Here is a 19,478-nt window from a genome sequence, read left to right on the forward strand (position 1 = left end):
AAATGCGCATTTTCCTTAAACATTTGTTTTTGTACCTCCTGGCGCCATTGGCCTACGGGCAGGTGCAGGAGGAAATAAATCCGCCTTCCCACATAAGGTCCATAGTCTTCAAGGGCCCCACGGAAGACCAATTCCCCTTGGTCACCCTTGGAGAGACCATTTATTTGGAGTTTGATGATTTAACGGCCAATGAACAAGATTATTATTACAAGATCGTGCATTGTGATTACGACTGGACCCCGTCCGATCTTTTGAAGTCGCAATATTTGAAGGGCGTGGACAACCAGCGCATCATCAATTACGAAAACAGCTACAATACCCTGGAGACCTACTCCAACTACCAGCTGACCCTGCCCAATGAGAACGTGTCCCTGAAGGTGAGCGGCAATTACATGCTGGAGATCTACAACAGTGGCTACGAGCTGCAGTTTTCCAGAAGGTTTGTGGTCTATAAGGATATTTTAAAAGTGGGCGGCACGGTGAAGCGCTCACGCGATTTTGACTTTCTCAATGAAAAGCAGGTGGTGCACTTTACCATCAACGCGGGAAACTTTAGGCTGGTGAACCCCAAAAAGGAAATAAAGGTGGCCATTCTGCAAAACCACTACTGGCCCACGGCCCTTTACAACATTCCCCCGCAGTTCACCATTGGGAACGAACTGGTGTACCGCTATGACCAGGAGACCGCTTTCTTTGGGGGCAACGAGTTTTTACTTTTTGATACCAGCGACCTCAGGACGCCCACCTCCCAGATCAGCCATATTGAGGTCAGGGACCTGTACCACCACTACCTCTTTGGGGACGATTACCGCTACGATGAACCTTACACCTATTTTCCCGATATCAATGGCGATTTTGTGGTACGCACCCTCCAGGGGCAGGACAACAGCCGGGAGGCCGAATACACCAACGTGCACTTTAGCCTTCCCTACGAGGAAACCCTGGGATTGGACGACATCTACATCTTTGGCAAATTCAACAACTACGCCTTGGAAGATTGGAACAAGATGACCTACAACGAAAAAAACGGAATGATGGAGGCCGAACTTAAAATGAAGCAAGGCTTTTACAACTACCGGTACGTGGCCAAGAGCGAGGAAGGGAAGGTTAGGCTCAACGCCGTGGGCGGTAATTTCCACTTTACCGAGAACAATTACCTTATCCTGGTCTATTACCGTGATTTTGGCGAAATCTATGACAGTGTCATCGGCATTGGCTCGGTGAGCTCGGCCAATATCAGCAATTGACAAGGGCCTTAAACTTTCGCACTAAGGGTGCAACCCGCGACAACATCAAGACTTTTGCGATTGAAGCATGGCCATTGCGATGGTAACCGGGCGAAAATGAGCACAGTGATCGGTTCTGTGGGGATGTGCACCCGTTAGGTAATCATTAAGATATCATCCAGGCAACACCAGCCCTTTCTCTTTGGCGTCGCGGCCATGCGCTGTAAGGCTCAAGGGCGATGTACATCAGAAATAAACACAACTATACCGATTATCTGGGATTTGGCTTCCCCAATTGCCCCTTCTTGGTTATCTTGCCACAGAATGGCCCTATTGGTGTCCTTTTGAAAAAGTGATGCCAGAAGGACAGCAAATGGATGTGCAGAAGGTGCTGTTCACCGTTGGTAGGCCCACGGGGCATGCACAACCATCTTTTTTGCCTTCCTTACGGGCCATGATGAAATGTATTGGGCACGTTGACGTGGCTGGCGCCCATTCTTATTTTTTATACGTTATGATCACACAAGTAACCAAGGGAATCAAGATATCGGTACAGACCAATTTTGAGGGCACGTTCTTCAAAAATTACAAGATGCACTACGCCTTTGGCTATACCATAACCATAGAGAACCAAGGGAAGGATGCCGTACAGCTCCTTTCCCGGCACTGGGAAATACACGATTCCCTGAACGATCTGGAAATCCTGGACGGTGAGGGCGTGATCGGCAAAAAACCGATCATTGCCTCCGGGGAGGCGCACACCTACAGTTCAGGATGTTTGCTCACCTCTCCCATTGGGGCCATGAACGGCCACTACGGCATGCTAAACTTTAGCAGCGGGGAAACATTTCAGGTACCCATTCCCTCTTTTAAGTTCAGTGCACCTTTCACCTTGAACTAATCGCTTTTTTTAACATGCTTCCTTACCTTTGTTGCCATTATAAATTTAATAACACAACAATAGGATTATGGGCAAAGGTTTTTTTCAGGTTCCCACCGCAGTCAATGAACCAATAAAAAGTTATGCGCCGGGCACCCCGGAGCGAGAAGCCGTTTTGGCACAGTACAGGGCCTATTACGAAGGAGAGGTTACCGTACCTTTGTACATTGGGTCCAAAACCGTGGAAACGGGAAACACGCGGAGCATGTCACCGCCGCATGACCACCGGCACATTGTGGGGCACTACCATTTGGCGGAAAAGACCCATGTGGAGCAGGCCATAGCCAACTGCCTGGAGTCGCGCGAGGCGTGGGCCAACCTTGCCTGGGAGCAACGCGCTGCCGTCTTCATGAAAGCGGCCGCCCTGATCGCCGGACCCTACCGCGCCAAGATAAACGCCGCCACGATGATGGCGCAGTCCAAGACCATACACCAGGCCGAAATCGATGCAGCCTGCGAACTCATAGATTTCCTGAACTTCAACGTGGAGTACATGAGCCAGATCTATGCGGAGCAGCCCGAATCTGCAGAGGGCATTTGGAACCGTGTGGAGTACCGCCCCCTCGAGGGCTTTGTCTATGCCATAACCCCTTTCAATTTCACCGCCATTGCGGGCAACCTCCCGGCCAGCGCGGCAATGATGGGCAATGTAGTGGTCTGGAAACCGAGCGACAGCCAGGTGTACTCCGCCAAAGTGATCATGGACGTGTTCCAGGAGGCCGGCCTCCCCGATGGGGTCATCAACATGGTCATGGGCGATCCGGTGATGATCAGCGATACCGTTTTGGCCAGTCCGGATTTTTCCGGCCTGCACTTCACCGGCTCCACGGAAGTGTTCAAGTCCCTTTGGAAACAGATCGGCAACAACATCCACAAGTACAAGACCTATCCCCGGATCGTGGGCGAAACCGGCGGCAAGGACTTTATCATTGCACACCCCACGGCACACCCCAAGCAAGTGGCCACGGCCATAACAAGGGGGGCTTTTGAGTTCCAGGGACAGAAATGCAGTGCGGCCTCCAGGGTGTACTTGCCCAAATCCACGGCAGAGGAAATATTGGGGCACGTAAAAAAAGACATGGAAAGCTTCAACAAACCGGGATCTCCGGAAGATATGGGCAATTTCATCACCGCCGTGATACACGAGGGCTCCTTTGATAAATTGGCGAAGTACATAGACCAGGCAAAGGCCGATGCCAACGCCACCATCTTCGCCGGGGGCGGGTACGATAAGTCCAAGGGCTATTTTGTGGAGCCCACCGTGATCCTTACCGAAGACCCCAAATACACCACCATGTGCACGGAACTTTTTGGACCCGTGGTAACGGTGTACGTCTATGAGGACAACGATTGGGCCGATACCCTGAAATTGGTGGACAACACCTCTGAATATGCCTTGACGGGGGCCGTGCTGTCCCAAGACCGCTATGCCATTGACCAGGCCACCAAGGCACTGCAGAACTGTGCCGGCAATTTTTACATCAATGACAAGCCCACGGGGGCTGTGGTGGGGCAACAGCCCTTTGGTGGTGCCCGGGCCTCCGGAACCAATGACAAGGCCGGATCCGCCCAAAACCTGCTCAGATGGGTCTCCCCAAGGCTCATTAAAGAGACCTTTGTGACCCCCACCGACTATCGCTATCCCTTCTTGGGCTAGCCCACAATACACCTAAAGAAAAAAAGGGGGACGCCGGTGGCACCCCCTTTTTTTTTGCCTACTTTTAAGGACGAATGAAGATGTTATACCAGTTCTCGTTTGAAATGCAGCCATAGAAATGGAATTATTTTTTTGGCCTGCGAAAAAGAAAAATCAGGCATAGCCGAGCTACGGCTTATTTTTATTTTGAAGTAGGGCCTAAAAAGAAACCATTTATCGGCTTATTTTCAATTGGGAAATGGTATAAGAACCAATAATACAAACAGATGAAAAAAATTCTTCTTTTAGCCCTGTTATATAGTGGTGGCGTTTTGGCCCAAGATCAATTGGCCCAAGCTGCCATGGAGACGGCCTTGGCCCGGACACAGGAGCACACCTTGCAATTGGCAGAGGCCTTTGATGAAGGGCTGTACCCATGGCGCCCGTCGGAGGGCATCATGTCCGTAGCGGAAGTGCTGACCCACGTGGCCGCGAGCAATTATTACCTGGCCACAAAAATGGGCTTCCCCCCGCCCGCCGATGCCCGTGTGATGGAACTGCGCGAGCTCCGCGAAAAGGAAGCAATTGTAAGCGCCCTTAAGCGCTCCAGTGCCTTTGTTTTGGAGGTGGTGGGCAAGGTAACGGATGGGGAACTGGACACGGAGGTTGACTTCGGTTTTGCCAAAATGAACACCATGGGAGGCCTTTTGCGCCTCATAGAGCACAATGCCGAGCACAAAGGGCAGCTCATAGCCTATGCCCGATCCAATGGGATACAACCCCCTTGGAGCCGTTAAAGATGCCGTTGAAAAGTTAAAAACCAACGGACAGTCACAAGATTGGGACACCCTTCATGATGGCCCCTTGTAAAAAAACAACCCACGGTGGGGCAACTATCCAATGATACACCAGAGGTTCAAAATCCCCTTAAAACCCCTGTTCTATTGGATTTTTTCGGATTTGGCACAATTTTAATGTAAATTTAACGTTAACTAATTGTTATTGGAACGTAATCTTTAGACCTTCGTTAGAAGCCAAATTAAAATTGACCTTTATGGCCACAAAAATTGGTACCCTACTATCTTCTTACCACCAGCACTATTGGAGCCGGCTAAAAAGCTATGCCAAGCGATGCCGAAAGGATTATTACTCCTTGCTCAGCCTTTGAACTTTAAGGGCAAATACACCACTTTTTTCGTTTCAAAAAAATCTTCCTTGAACCATTGTTGCAGATCAAAGATCTCAATATTGGCATAATGTTGCAGCTCTTCCTCCAAGTGCCCCCCTTTTAGGTACAGGATACCATTTTTGCGTTGGTGCGCCGACTGCTTTTTTATCTTTCCCTTTACCCAATGCACAAAAGTGGGCATTGCCGCCACGGCACGGCTCACAATAAAATCGAACTGACCGGGTATTTCTTCCACCCTCGCGTTTATGGTGGCAACGTTTTGCAGGGAGAGTCCCTGGACCACCTCGTTCACCACCTTTATTTTCTTTCCAATGGAGTCCACCAAGGTAAACTCCACCTCGGGAAAAAGGATGGCCAAGGGGATGCCCGGAAAGCCACCGCCGGTGCCCACATCGAGCACTTTTGCCCCTGCTTGGAAGGCTTGCACCTTGGCAATGCCAAGGGAATGTAGCACGTGCCTCAAATACAGCTCATCTATGTCCTTTCTGGAGACCACGTTGATCTTTTGGTTCCAATCCTTATACAGGAATTCCAACGATTTCAACTGTTTCTGTTGCTTTTCGGTTAAATTGGGAAAGTATTGCAGTATGTTTTCGGCCGTCATCGTTATCTTTGTATATCGATTATTATAGTATATTCACCTGTGCAAAGGTTTTCATTTTTAAGGCACCGTCAAAAATTGTAGGACGGTAATTGCACATATTCAACAAAAAAGATTAGATCATGGAACAACAGACCGTTCGCTTTCCCCGAAAGGATCCAGCGCAGTTTTTTAAGACGCTCAATACTAGGGTAAACGAATACTTTAAGAAAAATGGGATCAAAAAAACGGGCAATTGGCGCCTGCACCTCAAAACTGTGGTGATGTTCGCCTTGTTTCTTACGCCCTATTTTCTGATCCTTACCCTGGGGCTTCCCAATTGGGCCAATCTCTTGCTCACCATTGTCATGGGGGTGGGCATGGCCGGTGTGGGCATGAACGTCATGCATGACGGCAACCACGGTGCCTATTCCAACAAAAAATGGGTGAACAAGCTTATGGGAAGCAGCATCTACATCTTGGCGGGCAACGTTTACAACTGGCAGGTACAGCACAATGTACTGCACCATACCTACACCAACATACACGAACACGATGAAGATATGGAGGCCGGCCGCATCCTGCGCTTTTCCAAGCACGCAGAGTGGAAAAAATACCATAGGTTCCAACATCTTTATTCCGTCTTCCTGTACGGGCTGCTTACCTTCAATTGGGCCATAACCACAGATTTCCAACAGATGTACCGCTATATGAAGCGAAAGCTGTCTTACGGGAAACTGCCCAGCCCCATCAAGAACTGGAGCACCTTGCTCATCACCAAGATGATTTACGTGACCATCTGGATCGTATTGCCAATGTTGCTGTTGGACATTGCCTGGTGGAAAATATTGATCGGCTTCTTTGTGATGCACTATGTGGCCGGCGTGATCCTGAGCGTGGTGTTCCAACTGGCCCACATTGTGGATGAAGCGGACACCCCCCTGCCCGATGAGCACGGTACCATGAAGAACACCTGGGCCATACACCAATTGTTCACCACGGTAAACTTTGGCACCAAAAACAAACTGGTGAACTGGTTCACGGGTGGCCTTAACCACCAAGTGGAACACCATATCTTTCCCAACATTAGCCATGTGCACTACACAAATATTTCCAAAATTGTGAAACAGACGGCCAAGGAGTTCAATTTGCCCTACAACGAGTACAAGACCACGAGAAAAGCCATAATTTCACATTTTAAACATTTAAAGGAATTGGGTCAGGAACCCTCATTACAATATCAGCAATAAGTTTATGAGCCACCAACTATCGGAAAAAATCAACAAACTTGTGCCCTCGGCCACCCTGGAAATGGCGGCCAAGGCAAGGGAACTAAGGGCAGCGGGAAAAGACATCATAGGGCTGAGCCTCGGGGAGCCCGATTTTAACACGCCGGACTATGTCAAGGATGCGGCCATACAAGCGGTGAAGGACAACTACAACGCCTACACCCCGGTGGACGGTTACGTGGAATTGAAGAAGGCCATCATCACCAAATTTGAAAGGGACAACCAACTGCGGTACGAACCCTCCCAGATCGTGGTCTCCACCGGGGCCAAACAATCGCTCTACAACGTGGCCCAAGTGTGCCTGAACCCCGGTGACGAGGTAATTTTGCCCTGCCCCTACTGGGTAAGTTACAGCGACATCGTAAAACTATCGGACGGGGTGCCGGTGGAAGTGCCCACCACCTTGGAGAACGATTTTAAGATGACCCCGCAACAGTTAAGGGAGGCCATTACCCCAAAGACCAAAATGCTCTGGTACAGCTCGCCCTGCAATCCCAGCGGTTCGATCTACAGCCGGGAAGAACTGAGGGCCCTGGCAGATGTGCTGCAAGACCACCCACAGATCGTGGTGGTGAGCGATGAGATCTACGAACACATCAACTATGGGGTAACGCCCCACGCCTCCATGGCCCAGTTCAGTGACATGTACGATCGCACGGTAACCGTGAACGGTGTGGCCAAGGCCTTTGCCATGACCGGATGGCGCATTGGGTATCTGGGCGGCCCCAGCCATATTGCCCGGGCCTGCAACAAACTGCAAGGCCAGGTAACCAGCGGAGCCAACTGCATTGCCCAAAGGGCCGTGATCACCGCACTGGAGGAATCCCCGGACCGCATTGCCTATATGGTCACGGAATTCAAGGAACGCAGAAAACTCATTTTGGACCTCTTAAACGGCATACCGGGCTTTAAATGCAACGAACCGGAAGGTGCCTTTTACGTCTTTCCCAATGTATCGGCCTATTTTGGCAAGACCCTCAAGGGCAAGACCATTGGCAATGCTTCTGATTTTGCCATGTTCCTGCTGGAAGCGGCCAATGTGGCCACCGTGACCGGTGATGCTTTTGGGAACGGTGACTGTATCCGGATCTCCTATGCTGCTTCGGTTAAGGAGATAGAGGAAGCGATATCAAGAATAAAAGCGGCCCTGACCGCTTGAGATGGCCCTATCTTGCACCCACGGCCCTGCCCCAAGGCAGGGCTTTTTTATACCCTCTTTTTCGCTTTAACGCAAGAACTTTAAACCACTTCAGCGTGTGGCCAAAAAGAGGAACGGCCCACCGCTGCTTCCACCCCAAACAAGTAACACTTATCTTCTGACAAAGGAACGCTTTTTGATTGTGGATTCGGCATAACCGAGGCGCCCTGAACCTGACTTAGTATAGGTGCACCTCCAAAAAAATAGGCAAGAAGATGGAAGGATTTAAAATGTATGCCCTATTGCTGTTTCCCCTATTTTGTATGGGGCAGATCAACGTAAAGTATGCGGACATTCCGAAAAAGGAAGGGCGTTACGGCACTTACGTGACCAAAAGCGGACAGACCATTGCCCTGCGGGACAGCCTTACCATTGGCATGCCCACCGGTCCCAATGGTTTCCGGTTCATTAATGTGGGGAAATTTTCGGCATCAAATGTCATTGCCGGAAGAAAAGTGGGCGTGGAACGCATACGCACGTTCAGGCGAGGGCGTTTACGGGGCAAGGTGTTTGTGGAAGCAAATTCCTATGGTTTGATGAGGCCCTTTCGCATAGACTATGAAATGGCGCTTAAATCGGGGGAAATTGTGGCTCCGGAACAAAACCAATCTAATGGACATTAGGTGTTTTTTCGGTGGCCACGGCTACGTCCGCTTCCAGAAGTAGGGCGTTAAGAGAATGAGCACGGTAAAGAGTTCCAGGCGCCCGGCAAGCATCAAAAATCCGCACCACCATTTGGCCCCATCGGGCAGGCCATTGAAATTGCTCACGGGATCAAGACTTCCCAGTGCCGGCCCCACATTGCCCAGGGAGGAGGCCGCCCCACCAATCGCCGATACAAAGTCCAACCCAAAAAGCCCCAGCACCAGGGCACCTATGATAAAGAGCAGCATGTACAGCACAAAGAAGGCAATGACGTTGTACACAATGTGCTCGGTAACGGTTTTGTTGTTGTAGCGCACGGGTATGATGGCATTGGGGTGCAGGGTGCGCTTAAACTCCAACAACCCGTTCTTAATGATCAGAATATGCCGCATGATCTTGATGCCCCCGGCCGTGGAGCCCGCGGACCCGCCCAAAAAGAACAGCCCAAAAAAGAAAATGGTGAGAAAAGGGGTCCAAGCGGTAAAATCGGCACTGACAAAACCGGTGGTGGTGATCACCGCCACCACTTGAAAAAGACCGTGCCTAAAAGCACTTTCCTCCGCACCCAACACCATGGGGTAGCCGGGGGTTTCAGGGGTTATGTTGGCCTGGAAATATATGACCAGGGCGGCCACGGCGGTGGCCAGCAGAATAAAAACGGCATAATATTTAAACTCCTCGTCCGCGAGCGCCCGCTGTACCTTTCCCTTGAAGGCAAAATAGCTCAGGACAAAATTGGTGCCCGCCAAGAACATGAAGACAATGACAATGTATTGAATGAGCGGTTGGTCGTTATAATGGGCCAGGCTGGCATTCTTGGTGCTGAACCCGCCGGTGCTCAGGGTGGCCAGGGCGTGGTTGGCGGCGTCAAAGAGGGTCATTCCGGCCAATTTCAACAACAAGGTCTCTGCCACGGTGTAGCCCACATAAATGAGCCACAACCTTTTTGCCGTGTCCGTGATCCTGGGGTGCAGCTTGTCCGCATTGGGTCCGGGTGCCTCGGCAGAGAACAACTGCATGCCGCCAATGCCCAAAAGCGGCAAAATGGCAATGGCCAGGACAATGATGCCCATACCGCCGATCCAGTGGGTAAGACTGCGCCAGAACAGGATGCCCTTGGGCATGGCCTCAATATCCTCCAAAATGGATGCGCCCGTGGTGGTGTACCCGGAAACGGTCTCAAACACCGCATTGCTCAAGGACGGGATGGCCCCGGAAAAAAGATAGGGAAGCATTCCGGAAAGGGACATCACCACCCAACCAAAGGTGACAATGATATAGCCCTCCCGCTTCTTCACCTCCTTGCGGTGCCCACGGGTAAAGTACATGGCAATGACCCCCGAGAACATGGTGGCAATGGCCGCCATGGCAATGCCCAGCGTGGCGCCATCGGCATAGTAGCCGCTCACCAAGGCGGCCAGCAGCATGAAGCCACCATTGAAGAGCATCAACAGCCCCATGAGATGAAATATGACCTTGGCGTTCAGATGCATCTTACAAAAACATGCGTTCCACTTTCTTAATTTCCGAAGGAAGGCAGCAGACCACCACGCGATCGCCCTCTTCTATGCAAAATCCGCCCAGGGCAATGATCCCCTTGCCATCGCGGACCACCCCGCCCACTGTGGCATCCTTGGGAAAATCCAGGTCACGGATCTTGGTGCCGGTGACCTTGGAGCCCTTTTTTACCAAAAACTCAAGAATTTCTGCGTTGAGGTTGTTAAGGCGGGTAAGGGCAACCACTTCTCCCCTTCTAATGTGCCTAAAGATATTGTTGGCCGCCAACAGTTTTTTATTGATGAGCGTGTCAATGCCTATGGAGTGCGAAAGTTGAAAATAATCCATGTTCTCCACCAAGGCAATGGTCTTTTTTATGAACTTGGACTTGGCCACCAGGCAACTCATGATGTTGGTTTCCGAATTTCCCGTCACTGCGATGAAGGCATCCATGGACTCCAGGCTTTCCTCTTCCAACAGTTCCACGTTGCTGCCATCGGCATTGATCACCAAGGCATTGGGCAGCTCATCGGCAAGATCGAAGGCCTTTTCCTTGTTTCGCTCAATGAGCTTCACGTTGAACTTCTTGGCACAGAGGTCTCGCGCGGTCTTGTACCCCACCTTGCTGCCGCCCAAGATCATCACGTTCTTGATCTCTGCCTTTTTCTTGCCGGCCAGTTTGTAGAGTTCGTCCAGCCCTTCCTTTACCGTGATGAAATAGACTTGATCTCCGTCTTTGAACACGGTGTCTCCCCGGGGGATGATGGTATATTGCGTACCGGCCCGCTTTAGGGCTATGGGCATGAAGTGCACCTCCGAAAATATTTTTTCGGTCTCCTTTACCATTTTCCCAATGAAGGGGGCGGTGGCCGGCAGGGAAATGCCCACCAGGGTAAGCTTGCCCTCCTCGAACTCATAGGTGTCGTTAAAGGCAGAACGGTTCAAGAGCAATTGTATTTCGGTGGCCGCCAAGGCTTCGGGCGAAATGAGCTCGTCCACCCCCAGGTCCGGAAAGTGCAGTGCATCCTTGTTGTCTATGAACTCCGTGTTGGAGATCCGGGCTATGGTGCGCTTGCAGCCCAGTTGCTTGGCCAACATGCACAAGGTGATGTTGGTGGTCTCCGATGACGTGACCCCGATGACCAATTCGGACTGGGCCACCTGGGCATCCCGGAGCACGGACACGGAGGTGGCGTCTCCCCGCAGCACCCTAATGTCCAAATGGTTGTCTGCATAGGCAAGGCTTTCCTTGTCCGTATCGATCAATGTAATGTTCTGGGACTCGTAAGAAAGGAGTTTGGCCAGGTGGAAACCCACTTCGCCAGCACCGGCAATTATAATTTTCATTGCGTTGTTTACACGGTGGGCCAATACCGGGAGCAAGGACTGTACCTGCGCTCCCTTATCGGGGTGCCACGCGTATTATAGGGTACGAAATTACATAATTTTAGGGGCATTGGACACCAACTGCACCTTTAACGCACATCTTATGGTTCAAAGTGTCCATTTCTGGAGCGGAGCCCGGGCAAACACCTAAGCATGGCCTTGCTGGGAAGGCGTGCCCTTTTCCCTTGTTTCAAGGAACAAAGCACCATGTTCTTCTCCCCGGGCGGCCAAAAGAACGGGAAAAGATGGTAATAAAGGCGGTCACTGCACCTTGCTCCCCCACGGATTGGCAGATCCCAGGGACGGTATGCCCCTAAATTGTATCTTTGCCCAAAAAATTGCGCCCATGGCCAAGAAAGTGACCCCCTACAAAGATTCCCAACTGGGAAAGAAAGAGCAAGTGACCAAAATGTTCGACGCCATCTCCACCAATTATGATGGGCTCAACCGTGTCATTTCCTTCGGTATTGACATCAAATGGCGCAAACGGGTGGTGGCCCTCCTAAAAAAAGAAAGGCCCCAGGCCATACTGGACATTGCCACGGGCACCGGCGACCTTGCCATTGCGCTGGTAAAAACAGGGGCCAAGCGCATTGTGGGACTGGATATTTCCCCGGGCATGCTGGCCGTTGGGCAGGACAAGGTAGCACAGAAAAAGTTGGACAAGACCATTGAGATGGTGGTGGGGGACAGCGAACAGCTGAGCTTTGAAAAAGACACCTTTGATGCGGTGACCGTTTCCTTTGGCGTTCGCAATTTTGAAAATCTGGAAACCGGCCTGGCGGAAATTCTCAGGGTGCTCAGGCCCGGTGGCAGTCTGGTGGTGCTGGAAACCTCGGTGCCCACCAAAACCCCATTTAAACAAGGATACAGACTCTACACCAAGCACATCTTGCCCCTGATAGGGAAAATGTTCTCCAAAGATGATGCCGCCTACGGCTACCTGAGCGAATCGGCCGCTGTTTTCCCCCACGGAGAGGCCTTCAACAATATTTTGCGCAAAACTGGGTTTATAGAGGTAGTTAACAAGCCCCAGACCCTTGGGGTGGCATCCATTTATGTGGCAAAAAAGGGATAGCCCCGTTGGCCCATGCAAATGAAATGCCCATAAGTCCAGATCGTGAATGAAAAAATGGTATTTCACTTCTATTGTTGCGTTGCTGGCCAGTGTTGCCTGCCTGTCCCAATTTAATCCCGATCCGGTGATCAATAGGGAGAACGAGGACAAGCGCTTTCTCAACTACGGCTATTTTTTGGGCTTTAACCAGTATGATTTTAAGTTCGACTACAAAGAGGACCGGGGCCCCCAGGACACGGATGTGCTGGTGAGCAAGAGCTATGGCTTCAATGTGGGCCTCATAGGTGAAATGCGGATAAACGACCACCTGGATGTCAGGTTTGAGCCCGGATTGCACTATACCCAGCGCACCCTTGGTTTTCGTGGGTTCGATGAAGAACGGGACGCCATCCGGGAAGTTACCAGTACCTACATCAACTTCCCCCTATTGCTCAAGGCCAGCGCCAAGCGGTTTGGCAACTGGAAACCCTTTCTACTGGGCGGTGGTTCCATGAGCCTAAATCTGGGCAGCAACGAGACCAATTTGGACGACAATAGCACGGGCACCTTCCGGATGACCAAATGGACCTACAATTACGAGCTGGGCTTTGGCATTGACTTTTACCTGGAATACTTTAAGTTCACCCCCTCCATTCGAGGTGTCTTTGCCATTACGGATGAACTGGTCAGGGACAACGACCCCAACAGCCCGTGGACCGGAAACATAGCCGGCATGCGCAGTCGCGGTCTATTTTTGAACTTCACATTTGAGTAACACCCCTTTTTAACCTCAGTGAGGGCGGCCAACAAAGGTCCGTGCGCGCCCCCCGGACAGGAAGGCGCCCCTTCAATGGCCCCTTCTTACTTCATGCAGTAAAATGGCCGTGGCGGTGGCCACATTGAGACTCTCCGCGGTCGGGGGGCCAAACTGCGGAACGCCCACCCGGGCCGTGCACCACTTGGCCATTTCCTTGGAGATGCCCTGGCCCTCGTTCCCCATTAGCAGCATCCCCTTTGCCCCAAATTCGGTGCGCTGGGCCGCGGCCCCATCCATAAAAGCACCATAAACGGGCCCATCCCAAGCCTCAAAAAAAGTGGGCAAGGGGCCGTAGTGCACCTTGACCCTGGCCAAGGAGCCCATGGTGGCCTGCAACACTTTTGGATTGTAACAATCCACCGTGTTGGGCGAGCACAATAACCGGTCTATCTGGAACCAATCGCACAGCCTAATGATGGTGCCCAGGTTGCCGGGGTCCTGCACGCCGTCCAAGGCCAGGCACCATCCGGTGGGCAAAAAGGGTTCCGGGGCAGGAATGCCAAAGACCGCCAAGGCCCCACTGGGGTTTTTAAGTTGGCTCATCTGCCCCAGTTGCCGGGGCGTCACCGGGACCACAGGGTAGGCACCAAAATCTGATGCAAAGGCATCCGTGACATAGATTTTATGCACCTTGTGGCGCCGGCCCAAGAACTCCGATATGGCCTTTTGGCCTTCCACCACAAACAGACCGTGTTCCAGACGGTACTTTTTTTGGCCAAGGCTTCTTATAAGTTTCAATTCACTTTTAACAACCATACAAATACTGTACTTTTGAATTCTATGAGGGCGGCACTCTGTTCTAGGACCAACATTGCTAAATTAAGCTTATTCTCCTTTCTTGCAACGGTCGTTCTTTCCTGCAATACCCTTAAAAAAGTAGAGGAAGATGCGTATCTGGTGGCCAAGAACACCATTCTCGTGGACTCGGTAAAGGTGAAGGACGATGATTTGGCCAGTTTGATCATCCAAGCTCCCAATACGTCTTTATTGGGTTATCCGTTGCGCCTTAACCTCTACAATCTGGCCAAGGAAAACCCGGACTCACTTTACCAGGTTTGGCTCAACAAAAAGGAGAACCGCAAAAAAAGGCTCACCAAACTCTTGTCCGAAAAGCAGGTGGAGCGGCTGGGCGAATCCTTTTTTGTGGCAGGGTTGGGCAAGTGGCTCAAGGACATTGGAGAGCCCCCCGTGGTGCTGGACACCAGCCGTACCCGGCTTAGCCTGGAGCGGCTCAGCGCCTATTATGACAGTCAGGGCTATTTTAACAACCGCACCAAGTACGTCATTGACTCCACCGGCAAAAAACAGCGCGCCAAGGTCAATTATGAGATTGCCCTGGGCGATCCCTTCATCATTGACTCCATTGGGAACGACATCAGTTCCAGGGCCGTGGATTCCCTCTACTTTCTCCATGCCCGGCAATCGTTCATAAAACCGGGAGAGCGTTTTGACCTCTCCAAGTTCAACCGCGAAAGGGAGCGTTTAACGGAGCTCTTCCGGAACAATGGCATCCGGAATTTCCAGCAAAGCTCCATTACCTTTGACATTGCCCGGGACACCCTTAGCACCGCGGCCGACCGTAAAATGAACATTACCCTGAACATAGGCGATCTTAAAAAACGGGGAGAAAACGAGGTAACCACGGAACCCTACAAAGTGGAGCGCATAGGCTCCGTTGATGTGTACACGGACTATCTGGCCAGCAACGGAAAGGGGGCCACCAAAACCGTGGCCTACGGTGATTACACCTTTCACTACACGGACAATTTTGACATTAAGCCAAAGACCCTGGCCAATGCCATCTACTTTAAAAAAGACAGCATTTACCGCGACATTGACAAGATCAGGACCGCCAGACAGCTGAACAGCCTAAACATCTTCAAGTATCCCAACCTGATCCCGGAAGAGGACAGTACGGCCAATCAGGTGAACTACAAGGTGTACCTGGCCCCAAAGACCAAGTACTCCCTGGGCACCAACTTTGAGGTCAGCAGAAGCAACATTAGGCGGCTGGGCATTGGTATGGGCGCTTCCCTTTTGATCAGGAACATCTTCAAGGGAGCCGAAAACCTGAGCATTTCCGGCAACGCCACCTTTGGCCTGTTGAGCAACTCGGTCATCTTTCAGGAAAGCGTTTTTTCAGAGATCGGGGGCGACATTACCTTGGATTTTCCCCGCATTTGGTTCCCCTTCATAAACACCACCAAGCTCATCCCCAACTACAGCCTTCCCAAGACCAGGATCGCCCTGGGCACCAGCTTTCAGCGGAACATAGGTCTGGACAAACAAACCTTTAACACCGTCTATGGCTACAACTGGACCCCGGACGACTTTACCCGGAACGTCCTGGAACTGATCAATGTACAGTTTGTGCGAAATGTGAACGCCAACCGCTTCTTTAACGTGTACCAGAACACCTACCAACAACTGAACAATATTGCCAGGGACCCAGGGGTCATTGCCCAGGCCAACCCCGATTACTTTAACGCGGACAACAACCTTACCACTCCCAACCAAGCCCCGGAAGGCCTTGTGGCGGGAACCACCGGATTCATTGACGATGTGCTCAACGGAAGCATCCCCGTTTCCCCGGGCGGACTCACCCAAGAAGATTTTGACGATGTGCGGAGCATCAATGAGCGCGAGATCCGCCTCACCGAGGACAACCTCATCTTTACCACCAACTACACCTTTAACAAAAACAACCGCAACGGCATTGCGGACAATCAGTTTTACCAATTTAGGCTCCGGTTGGAAAGTGCGGGCAATTTGCTCTCCGGCATATCCAACCTCATCCCTTTCAATGAAAACAATGACAACCAGCTACTGGTTTTTGGCGTGCCCTTTTCCCAGTACCTGAAAACGGAATTCGACTATGTGAAGTACTGGGACCTCTCCCGAAACAACGTGCTCGCGGCGCGATCTTTTGTGGGCATTGCGGTGCCCTACGGAAACTCAAGGAACATTCCCTTTGTACGCAGTTACTTTGGCGGTGGATCCAATGACAACCGCGCTTGGTTTCCCTACTCGCTGGGTCCTGGGCGCACTTCTGCCGTGAACGATTTCAATGAGGCCAACTTTAAGATCGCCCTGAACCTGGAGTACCGTTTCCCCATTGCGGGAGACATCAACGGGGCCATTTTTGCGGATGCCGGTAACATTTGGAACGTCTTTGATGATGTAGAGGACCCCGAAGCCACCTTCAACGGTATTTCTTCCCTCAAGGATCTGGCCCTGGGGACAGGGTTTGGGCTCCGTTACGATGCCACCTATTTCATCATTAGGCTGGACATGGGCTTTAAGACCTACAATCCCGCCCTCTCCCACTCTGAACGCTGGTTCACTGATTATTTCAGGAATCCGGTGCTCAACGTTGGCATCAACTATCCCTTTTAAGTGCAATTCTTTTAGTACTTTTGTTCCCCAAAACAGAAAACAACCCAACACATTTAAATTAAAAAATATGGCGCACAACATTAAACCCGGCGTGGCAACAGGAGATGAAGTACAGGCAATTTTTAAGCATGCCAAGGAAAACGGATATGCCCTGCCCGCCGTGAACGTGATCGGTTCCAACACCATAAACGGGGTCTTGGAGACCGCAGCCAGCCTAAACGCGCCCGTAATCTTACAGTTCTCCAACGGTGGCGCCCAGTTCAATGCGGGGAAAGGCCTTTCCAACGAGGGGCAGAACGCGGCGGTACAGGGAGCCATTGCAGGGGCAAAGCACGTGCACCAATTGGCCAAGGCCTACGGGGCCACCGTGATACTGCACACGGACCATTGCGCCAAGAAATTGTTGCCCTGGATAGACGGTCTCCTGGAGGCCAGCGAACAGCACTACAAGGAACACGGAACATCGCTCTTTAGCTCTCACATGATCGACCTCTCCGAAGAGCCCTTGGAAGAGAACATAGCCCTTTGCAAGACCTATTTGGAAAGAATGGCCAAAATAGGGATGACCCTGGAAATAGAATTGGGCATAACCGGTGGAGAGGAAGATGGGGTGGACAACTCCGATGTGGACGATTCCAAGCTGTACACCCAACCAGAGGAAGTGGCATATGCCTACGAAGAACTGAGCAAGGTAAGCCATAGGTTCACCATCGCGGCCGCCTTTGGCAACGTGCACGGCGTGTACAAACCGGGCAACGTGAAGCTCACCCCAAAAATCTTGAAAAACTCCCAAGAATACGTCTCCAAGAAATATGGCGTGGGGCACAACCACATTGATTTTGTCTTTCACGGCGGATCGGGTTCCACGGTAGCGGAAATCCGGGAGGGCATTAGCTACGGGGTCATAAAAATGAACATTGACACCGACCTGCAATACGCCTTTCTCTGTGGCGTTAGGGACTACATACAGGACAACAAAGACTTCCTACAGTCGCAAATAGGCAACCCCAAGGGAGCGGACGAGCCCAACAAAAAATTCTACGACCCAAGGGTGTGGTTGCGCCACGGCGAGACCGCCTTTATTGAGCGCTTGAAAAAAGCGTTTGAGGATTTGAACAACGTAAACACCCTTTAGACGGCATTAAAAACCAAATATGGACGACATGACGGCTTGGTTCAAACGCAAGGAGAAGGGAATACAGACCTCCACGGAGGAAAAAAAGGACACCCCAAAGGGACTCTGGTACAAATCGCCCACGGGAAAGATCGTGGAATCCGAAGATCTGGCCAAGAACTTTTATGTGAGCCCGGAGGACGACTACCACGTGCGCATTGGAAGCAAAGAGTATTTTGAGATTTTGTTCGATGACAACAAATTCAAGGAACTGGACGCCAAAATGACCTCCAAGGACCCCTTGAGGTTCGAGGACACCAAAAAATATGCGGATCGCTTAAAGGCGGCCCAAAAGAAAACGGGGCTCAAGGATGCCGTGCGCACCGCTGTGGGCAAGTCCATGGGCAAGGAGCTGGTGGTCTGCTGCATGGACTTTGGCTTCATTGGTGGCTCCATGGGCAGTGTGGTGGGCGAAAAGATCGCCAGGGGCATTGACCACGCCATAAAAAAGAAACTGCCCTTTGTGATGATATCCAAGAGCGGTGGCGCCCGGATGATGGAGGCGGCCCTCTCCCTGATGCAACTGGCAAAGACCTCGGTTAAACTGGCCCAGTTGGCAGAAGCCGGCCTGCCCTACATCTCCTTATGTACCGATCCCACCACGGGAGGCACCACGGCATCCTACGCCATGCTCGGGGACATCAACATTGCAGAACCAGGGGCGCTGATCGGTTTTGCCGGGCCCAGAATTGTAAAGGACACCACGGGCAAAGACCTCCCGGAAGATTTCCAGACCAGTGAGTTTCTGTTGGAGCATGGTTTTTTGGACTTCATTACCCACCGCAGGGACCTCAAAAAGAACATCAACCTTTATCTGGACCTTATACAGAACCATCCGCTGAGAAAAGAGGCGCCCAAAGAGGGGGAACAGGCATCGGCCTAGGCCGCTGGGGAGCGCCCACCAAATCTTTGCCCCCCCGGGGCGGGGACCGGAAAAACGGGACTGGAGGCGCACGGGCCATCCAGGCAACCCTTAGGTTCAATTTTCTAGTGGCCCTTCTCCAGATATAAGAAAAATAATGATATCTTTGCGGCCTGTTTCAAAAAGGCCCTGTACAACGGCGGGGACCAGGAGAACGGATACATAAAAATCATTTAAAACAATATTGGAATGTATTTAACCAAAGAAAAGAAAGCCGAAATCTTTAAGAAATACGGCGGTGCGGAAGGCAATACCGGAAGCACGGAAGGCCAGATCGCCCTGTTCACGTACAGGATCAACCACCTTTCCGAACATTTGAGAAGAAACCACAAAGACTTTAACACCGAGCGCTCCCTGGTAAGATTGGTGGGCAAGCGCAGAAGTCTGTTGGACTATATGATCAAAAATGACATTGTAAAGTACAGGGAGCTCATCAAGGAATTGGGCATCAGAAAATAAAATACCTAGAAAGGGATAGTGCGCTATCCCTTTCTTTTTATGATCATCCCAAGTTTCGGGGATCCAA

Annotated in this window: 17 protein-coding genes; 13 read left to right on the forward strand and 4 right to left on the reverse strand. The window is 51.3% G+C overall.

The window, feature by feature from the left end; genetic code table 11:
- The first annotated feature begins 2 nt into the window (after nt 1-2).
- From ACKWCC_RS06435 to ACKWCC_RS06450, 4 genes are all read left to right on the forward strand, one after another.
- The gene (locus ACKWCC_RS06435) at nt 3-1,247 is read left to right on the forward strand and encodes a type IX secretion system plug protein (RefSeq protein ID WP_413995088.1); all 1,245 of its coding nucleotides are present in this window, start codon (nt 3-5) and stop codon (nt 1,245-1,247) included.
- A 493-nt stretch (nt 1,248-1,740) separates the two neighbouring features.
- Nucleotides 1,741-2,127, forward strand: coding sequence for a Co2+/Mg2+ efflux protein ApaG (gene apaG / locus ACKWCC_RS06440; RefSeq protein ID WP_413995089.1), 387 nt, complete (start codon nt 1,741-1,743; stop codon nt 2,125-2,127).
- Nucleotides 2,128-2,194: 67 nt separating this feature from the next.
- Nucleotides 2,195-3,823 carry an L-glutamate gamma-semialdehyde dehydrogenase gene (gene pruA, locus ACKWCC_RS06445; protein ID WP_413995090.1) on the forward strand — a complete coding sequence of 543 codons (1,629 nt, stop codon included), beginning with the start codon at nt 2,195-2,197 and terminating at the stop codon, nt 3,821-3,823.
- Between the two features lie 266 nt (nt 3,824-4,089).
- Complete coding sequence (locus ACKWCC_RS06450; protein ID WP_413995091.1) at nt 4,090-4,599, forward strand: DinB family protein; 510 nt, start codon at nt 4,090-4,092, stop codon at nt 4,597-4,599.
- Nucleotides 4,600-4,959: 360 nt separating this feature from the next.
- Here the strand turns inward: ACKWCC_RS06450 and rsmG are convergent, their stop codons facing one another.
- The gene (gene rsmG, locus ACKWCC_RS06455) at nt 4,960-5,595 is read right to left on the reverse strand and encodes a 16S rRNA (guanine(527)-N(7))-methyltransferase RsmG (RefSeq protein ID WP_413995092.1); all 636 of its coding nucleotides are present in this window, start codon (nt 5,593-5,595) and stop codon (nt 4,960-4,962) included.
- A gap of 119 nt (nt 5,596-5,714) precedes the next feature.
- On the opposite strand from rsmG, the gene ACKWCC_RS06460 reads away from it, so the two are divergent.
- The 3 genes from ACKWCC_RS06460 to ACKWCC_RS06470 all read left to right on the forward strand — a co-directional run bounded on the left by ACKWCC_RS06460 (nt 5,715) and on the right by ACKWCC_RS06470 (nt 8,681).
- Nucleotides 5,715-6,821, forward strand: coding sequence for a fatty acid desaturase family protein (locus ACKWCC_RS06460; protein WP_413995093.1), 1,107 nt, complete (start codon nt 5,715-5,717; stop codon nt 6,819-6,821).
- Nucleotides 6,822-6,825: 4 nt separating this feature from the next.
- Nucleotides 6,826-8,019, forward strand: a complete 1,194-nt coding sequence (locus ACKWCC_RS06465) for a pyridoxal phosphate-dependent aminotransferase (RefSeq protein WP_413995094.1) — start codon at nt 6,826-6,828, stop codon at nt 8,017-8,019.
- 254 nt (nt 8,020-8,273) lie between these two features.
- On the forward strand, nt 8,274-8,681 hold the full coding sequence (locus tag ACKWCC_RS06470; RefSeq protein WP_413995095.1) for a hypothetical protein: 408 nt from the start codon (nt 8,274-8,276) through the stop codon (nt 8,679-8,681).
- A gap of 21 nt (nt 8,682-8,702) precedes the next feature.
- Here the strand turns inward: ACKWCC_RS06470 and ACKWCC_RS06475 are convergent, their stop codons facing one another.
- Both ACKWCC_RS06475 and trkA read right to left on the reverse strand, forming a co-directional pair.
- Entirely contained in the window at nt 8,703-10,196 is a 1,494-nt protein-coding gene (locus tag ACKWCC_RS06475) for a TrkH family potassium uptake protein (protein WP_413995096.1), read from the reverse strand.
- A 1-nt stretch (nt 10,197) separates the two neighbouring features.
- Nucleotides 10,198-11,547 (reverse strand): Trk system potassium transporter TrkA, encoded by a 1,350-nt coding sequence (gene trkA / locus ACKWCC_RS06480; protein WP_413995097.1) that lies wholly within the window; start codon nt 11,545-11,547, stop codon nt 10,198-10,200.
- A gap of 385 nt (nt 11,548-11,932) precedes the next feature.
- On the opposite strand from trkA, the gene ubiE reads away from it, so the two are divergent.
- On the forward strand, nt 11,933-12,664 hold the full coding sequence (ubiE, locus tag ACKWCC_RS06485) for a bifunctional demethylmenaquinone methyltransferase/2-methoxy-6-polyprenyl-1,4-benzoquinol methylase UbiE (protein ID WP_413995098.1): 732 nt from the start codon (nt 11,933-11,935) through the stop codon (nt 12,662-12,664).
- A gap of 46 nt (nt 12,665-12,710) precedes the next feature.
- Entirely contained in the window at nt 12,711-13,418 is a 708-nt protein-coding gene (porT, locus tag ACKWCC_RS06490; protein WP_413995099.1) for a type IX secretion/gliding motility protein PorT/SprT, read from the forward strand.
- Between the two features lie 72 nt (nt 13,419-13,490).
- Here porT and ACKWCC_RS06495 read toward each other — a convergent pair whose 3' ends face one another.
- The gene (locus ACKWCC_RS06495) at nt 13,491-14,198 is read right to left on the reverse strand and encodes a TrmH family RNA methyltransferase (protein WP_413995100.1); all 708 of its coding nucleotides are present in this window, start codon (nt 14,196-14,198) and stop codon (nt 13,491-13,493) included.
- Between the two features lie 42 nt (nt 14,199-14,240).
- Here ACKWCC_RS06495 and tamL point away from each other — a divergent pair, with 42 nt between their 5' ends.
- From tamL to rpsO, 4 genes are all read left to right on the forward strand, one after another.
- Nucleotides 14,241-16,856 (forward strand): translocation and assembly module lipoprotein TamL, encoded by a 2,616-nt coding sequence (gene tamL, locus ACKWCC_RS06500; protein ID WP_413995130.1) that lies wholly within the window; start codon nt 14,241-14,243, stop codon nt 16,854-16,856.
- A gap of 67 nt (nt 16,857-16,923) precedes the next feature.
- Complete coding sequence (fbaA, locus tag ACKWCC_RS06505; RefSeq protein WP_413995101.1) at nt 16,924-17,991, forward strand: class II fructose-bisphosphate aldolase; 1,068 nt, start codon at nt 16,924-16,926, stop codon at nt 17,989-17,991.
- A gap of 28 nt (nt 17,992-18,019) precedes the next feature.
- Nucleotides 18,020-18,913, forward strand: a complete 894-nt coding sequence (gene accD, locus ACKWCC_RS06510; RefSeq protein WP_413995131.1) for an acetyl-CoA carboxylase, carboxyltransferase subunit beta — start codon at nt 18,020-18,022, stop codon at nt 18,911-18,913.
- Between the two features lie 228 nt (nt 18,914-19,141).
- Nucleotides 19,142-19,411, forward strand: coding sequence for a 30S ribosomal protein S15 (gene rpsO / locus ACKWCC_RS06515; RefSeq protein ID WP_413995102.1), 270 nt, complete (start codon nt 19,142-19,144; stop codon nt 19,409-19,411).
- Nucleotides 19,412-19,478: the final 67 nt, after the last annotated feature.

Source organism: Maribacter aquimarinus (genome assembly GCF_047345505.1).
GTDB lineage: Bacteria > Bacteroidota > Bacteroidia > Flavobacteriales > Flavobacteriaceae > Maribacter.

Excerpts from the sequence above, each read along its gene's own strand:
- ACKWCC_RS06435 (WP_413995088.1), top strand. The coding sequence starts at position 3 with ATGCGCATTTTCCTTAAACATTTGTTTTTGTACCTCCTGGCGCCATTG.
- apaG (WP_413995089.1), top strand. The coding sequence starts at position 1,741 with ATGATCACACAAGTAACCAAGGGAATCAAGATATCGGTACAGACCAAT.
- pruA (WP_413995090.1), top strand. The coding sequence starts at position 2,195 with ATGGGCAAAGGTTTTTTTCAGGTTCCCACCGCAGTCAATGAACCAATA.
- ACKWCC_RS06450 (WP_413995091.1), top strand. The coding sequence starts at position 4,090 with ATGAAAAAAATTCTTCTTTTAGCCCTGTTATATAGTGGTGGCGTTTTG.
- rsmG (WP_413995092.1), bottom strand. The coding sequence starts at position 5,595 with ATGACGGCCGAAAACATACTGCAATACTTTCCCAATTTAACCGAAAAG.
- ACKWCC_RS06460 (WP_413995093.1), top strand. The coding sequence starts at position 5,715 with ATGGAACAACAGACCGTTCGCTTTCCCCGAAAGGATCCAGCGCAGTTT.
- ACKWCC_RS06465 (WP_413995094.1), top strand. The coding sequence starts at position 6,826 with ATGAGCCACCAACTATCGGAAAAAATCAACAAACTTGTGCCCTCGGCC.
- ACKWCC_RS06470 (WP_413995095.1), top strand. The coding sequence starts at position 8,274 with ATGGAAGGATTTAAAATGTATGCCCTATTGCTGTTTCCCCTATTTTGT.
- ACKWCC_RS06475 (WP_413995096.1), bottom strand. The coding sequence starts at position 10,196 with ATGCATCTGAACGCCAAGGTCATATTTCATCTCATGGGGCTGTTGATG.
- trkA (WP_413995097.1), bottom strand. The coding sequence starts at position 11,547 with ATGAAAATTATAATTGCCGGTGCTGGCGAAGTGGGTTTCCACCTGGCC.
- ubiE (WP_413995098.1), top strand. The coding sequence starts at position 11,933 with ATGGCCAAGAAAGTGACCCCCTACAAAGATTCCCAACTGGGAAAGAAA.
- porT (WP_413995099.1), top strand. The coding sequence starts at position 12,711 with ATGAAAAAATGGTATTTCACTTCTATTGTTGCGTTGCTGGCCAGTGTT.
- tamL (WP_413995130.1), top strand. The coding sequence starts at position 14,241 with ATGAGGGCGGCACTCTGTTCTAGGACCAACATTGCTAAATTAAGCTTA.
- fbaA (WP_413995101.1), top strand. The coding sequence starts at position 16,924 with ATGGCGCACAACATTAAACCCGGCGTGGCAACAGGAGATGAAGTACAG.
- accD (WP_413995131.1), top strand. The coding sequence starts at position 18,020 with ATGACGGCTTGGTTCAAACGCAAGGAGAAGGGAATACAGACCTCCACG.
- rpsO (WP_413995102.1), top strand. The coding sequence starts at position 19,142 with ATGTATTTAACCAAAGAAAAGAAAGCCGAAATCTTTAAGAAATACGGC.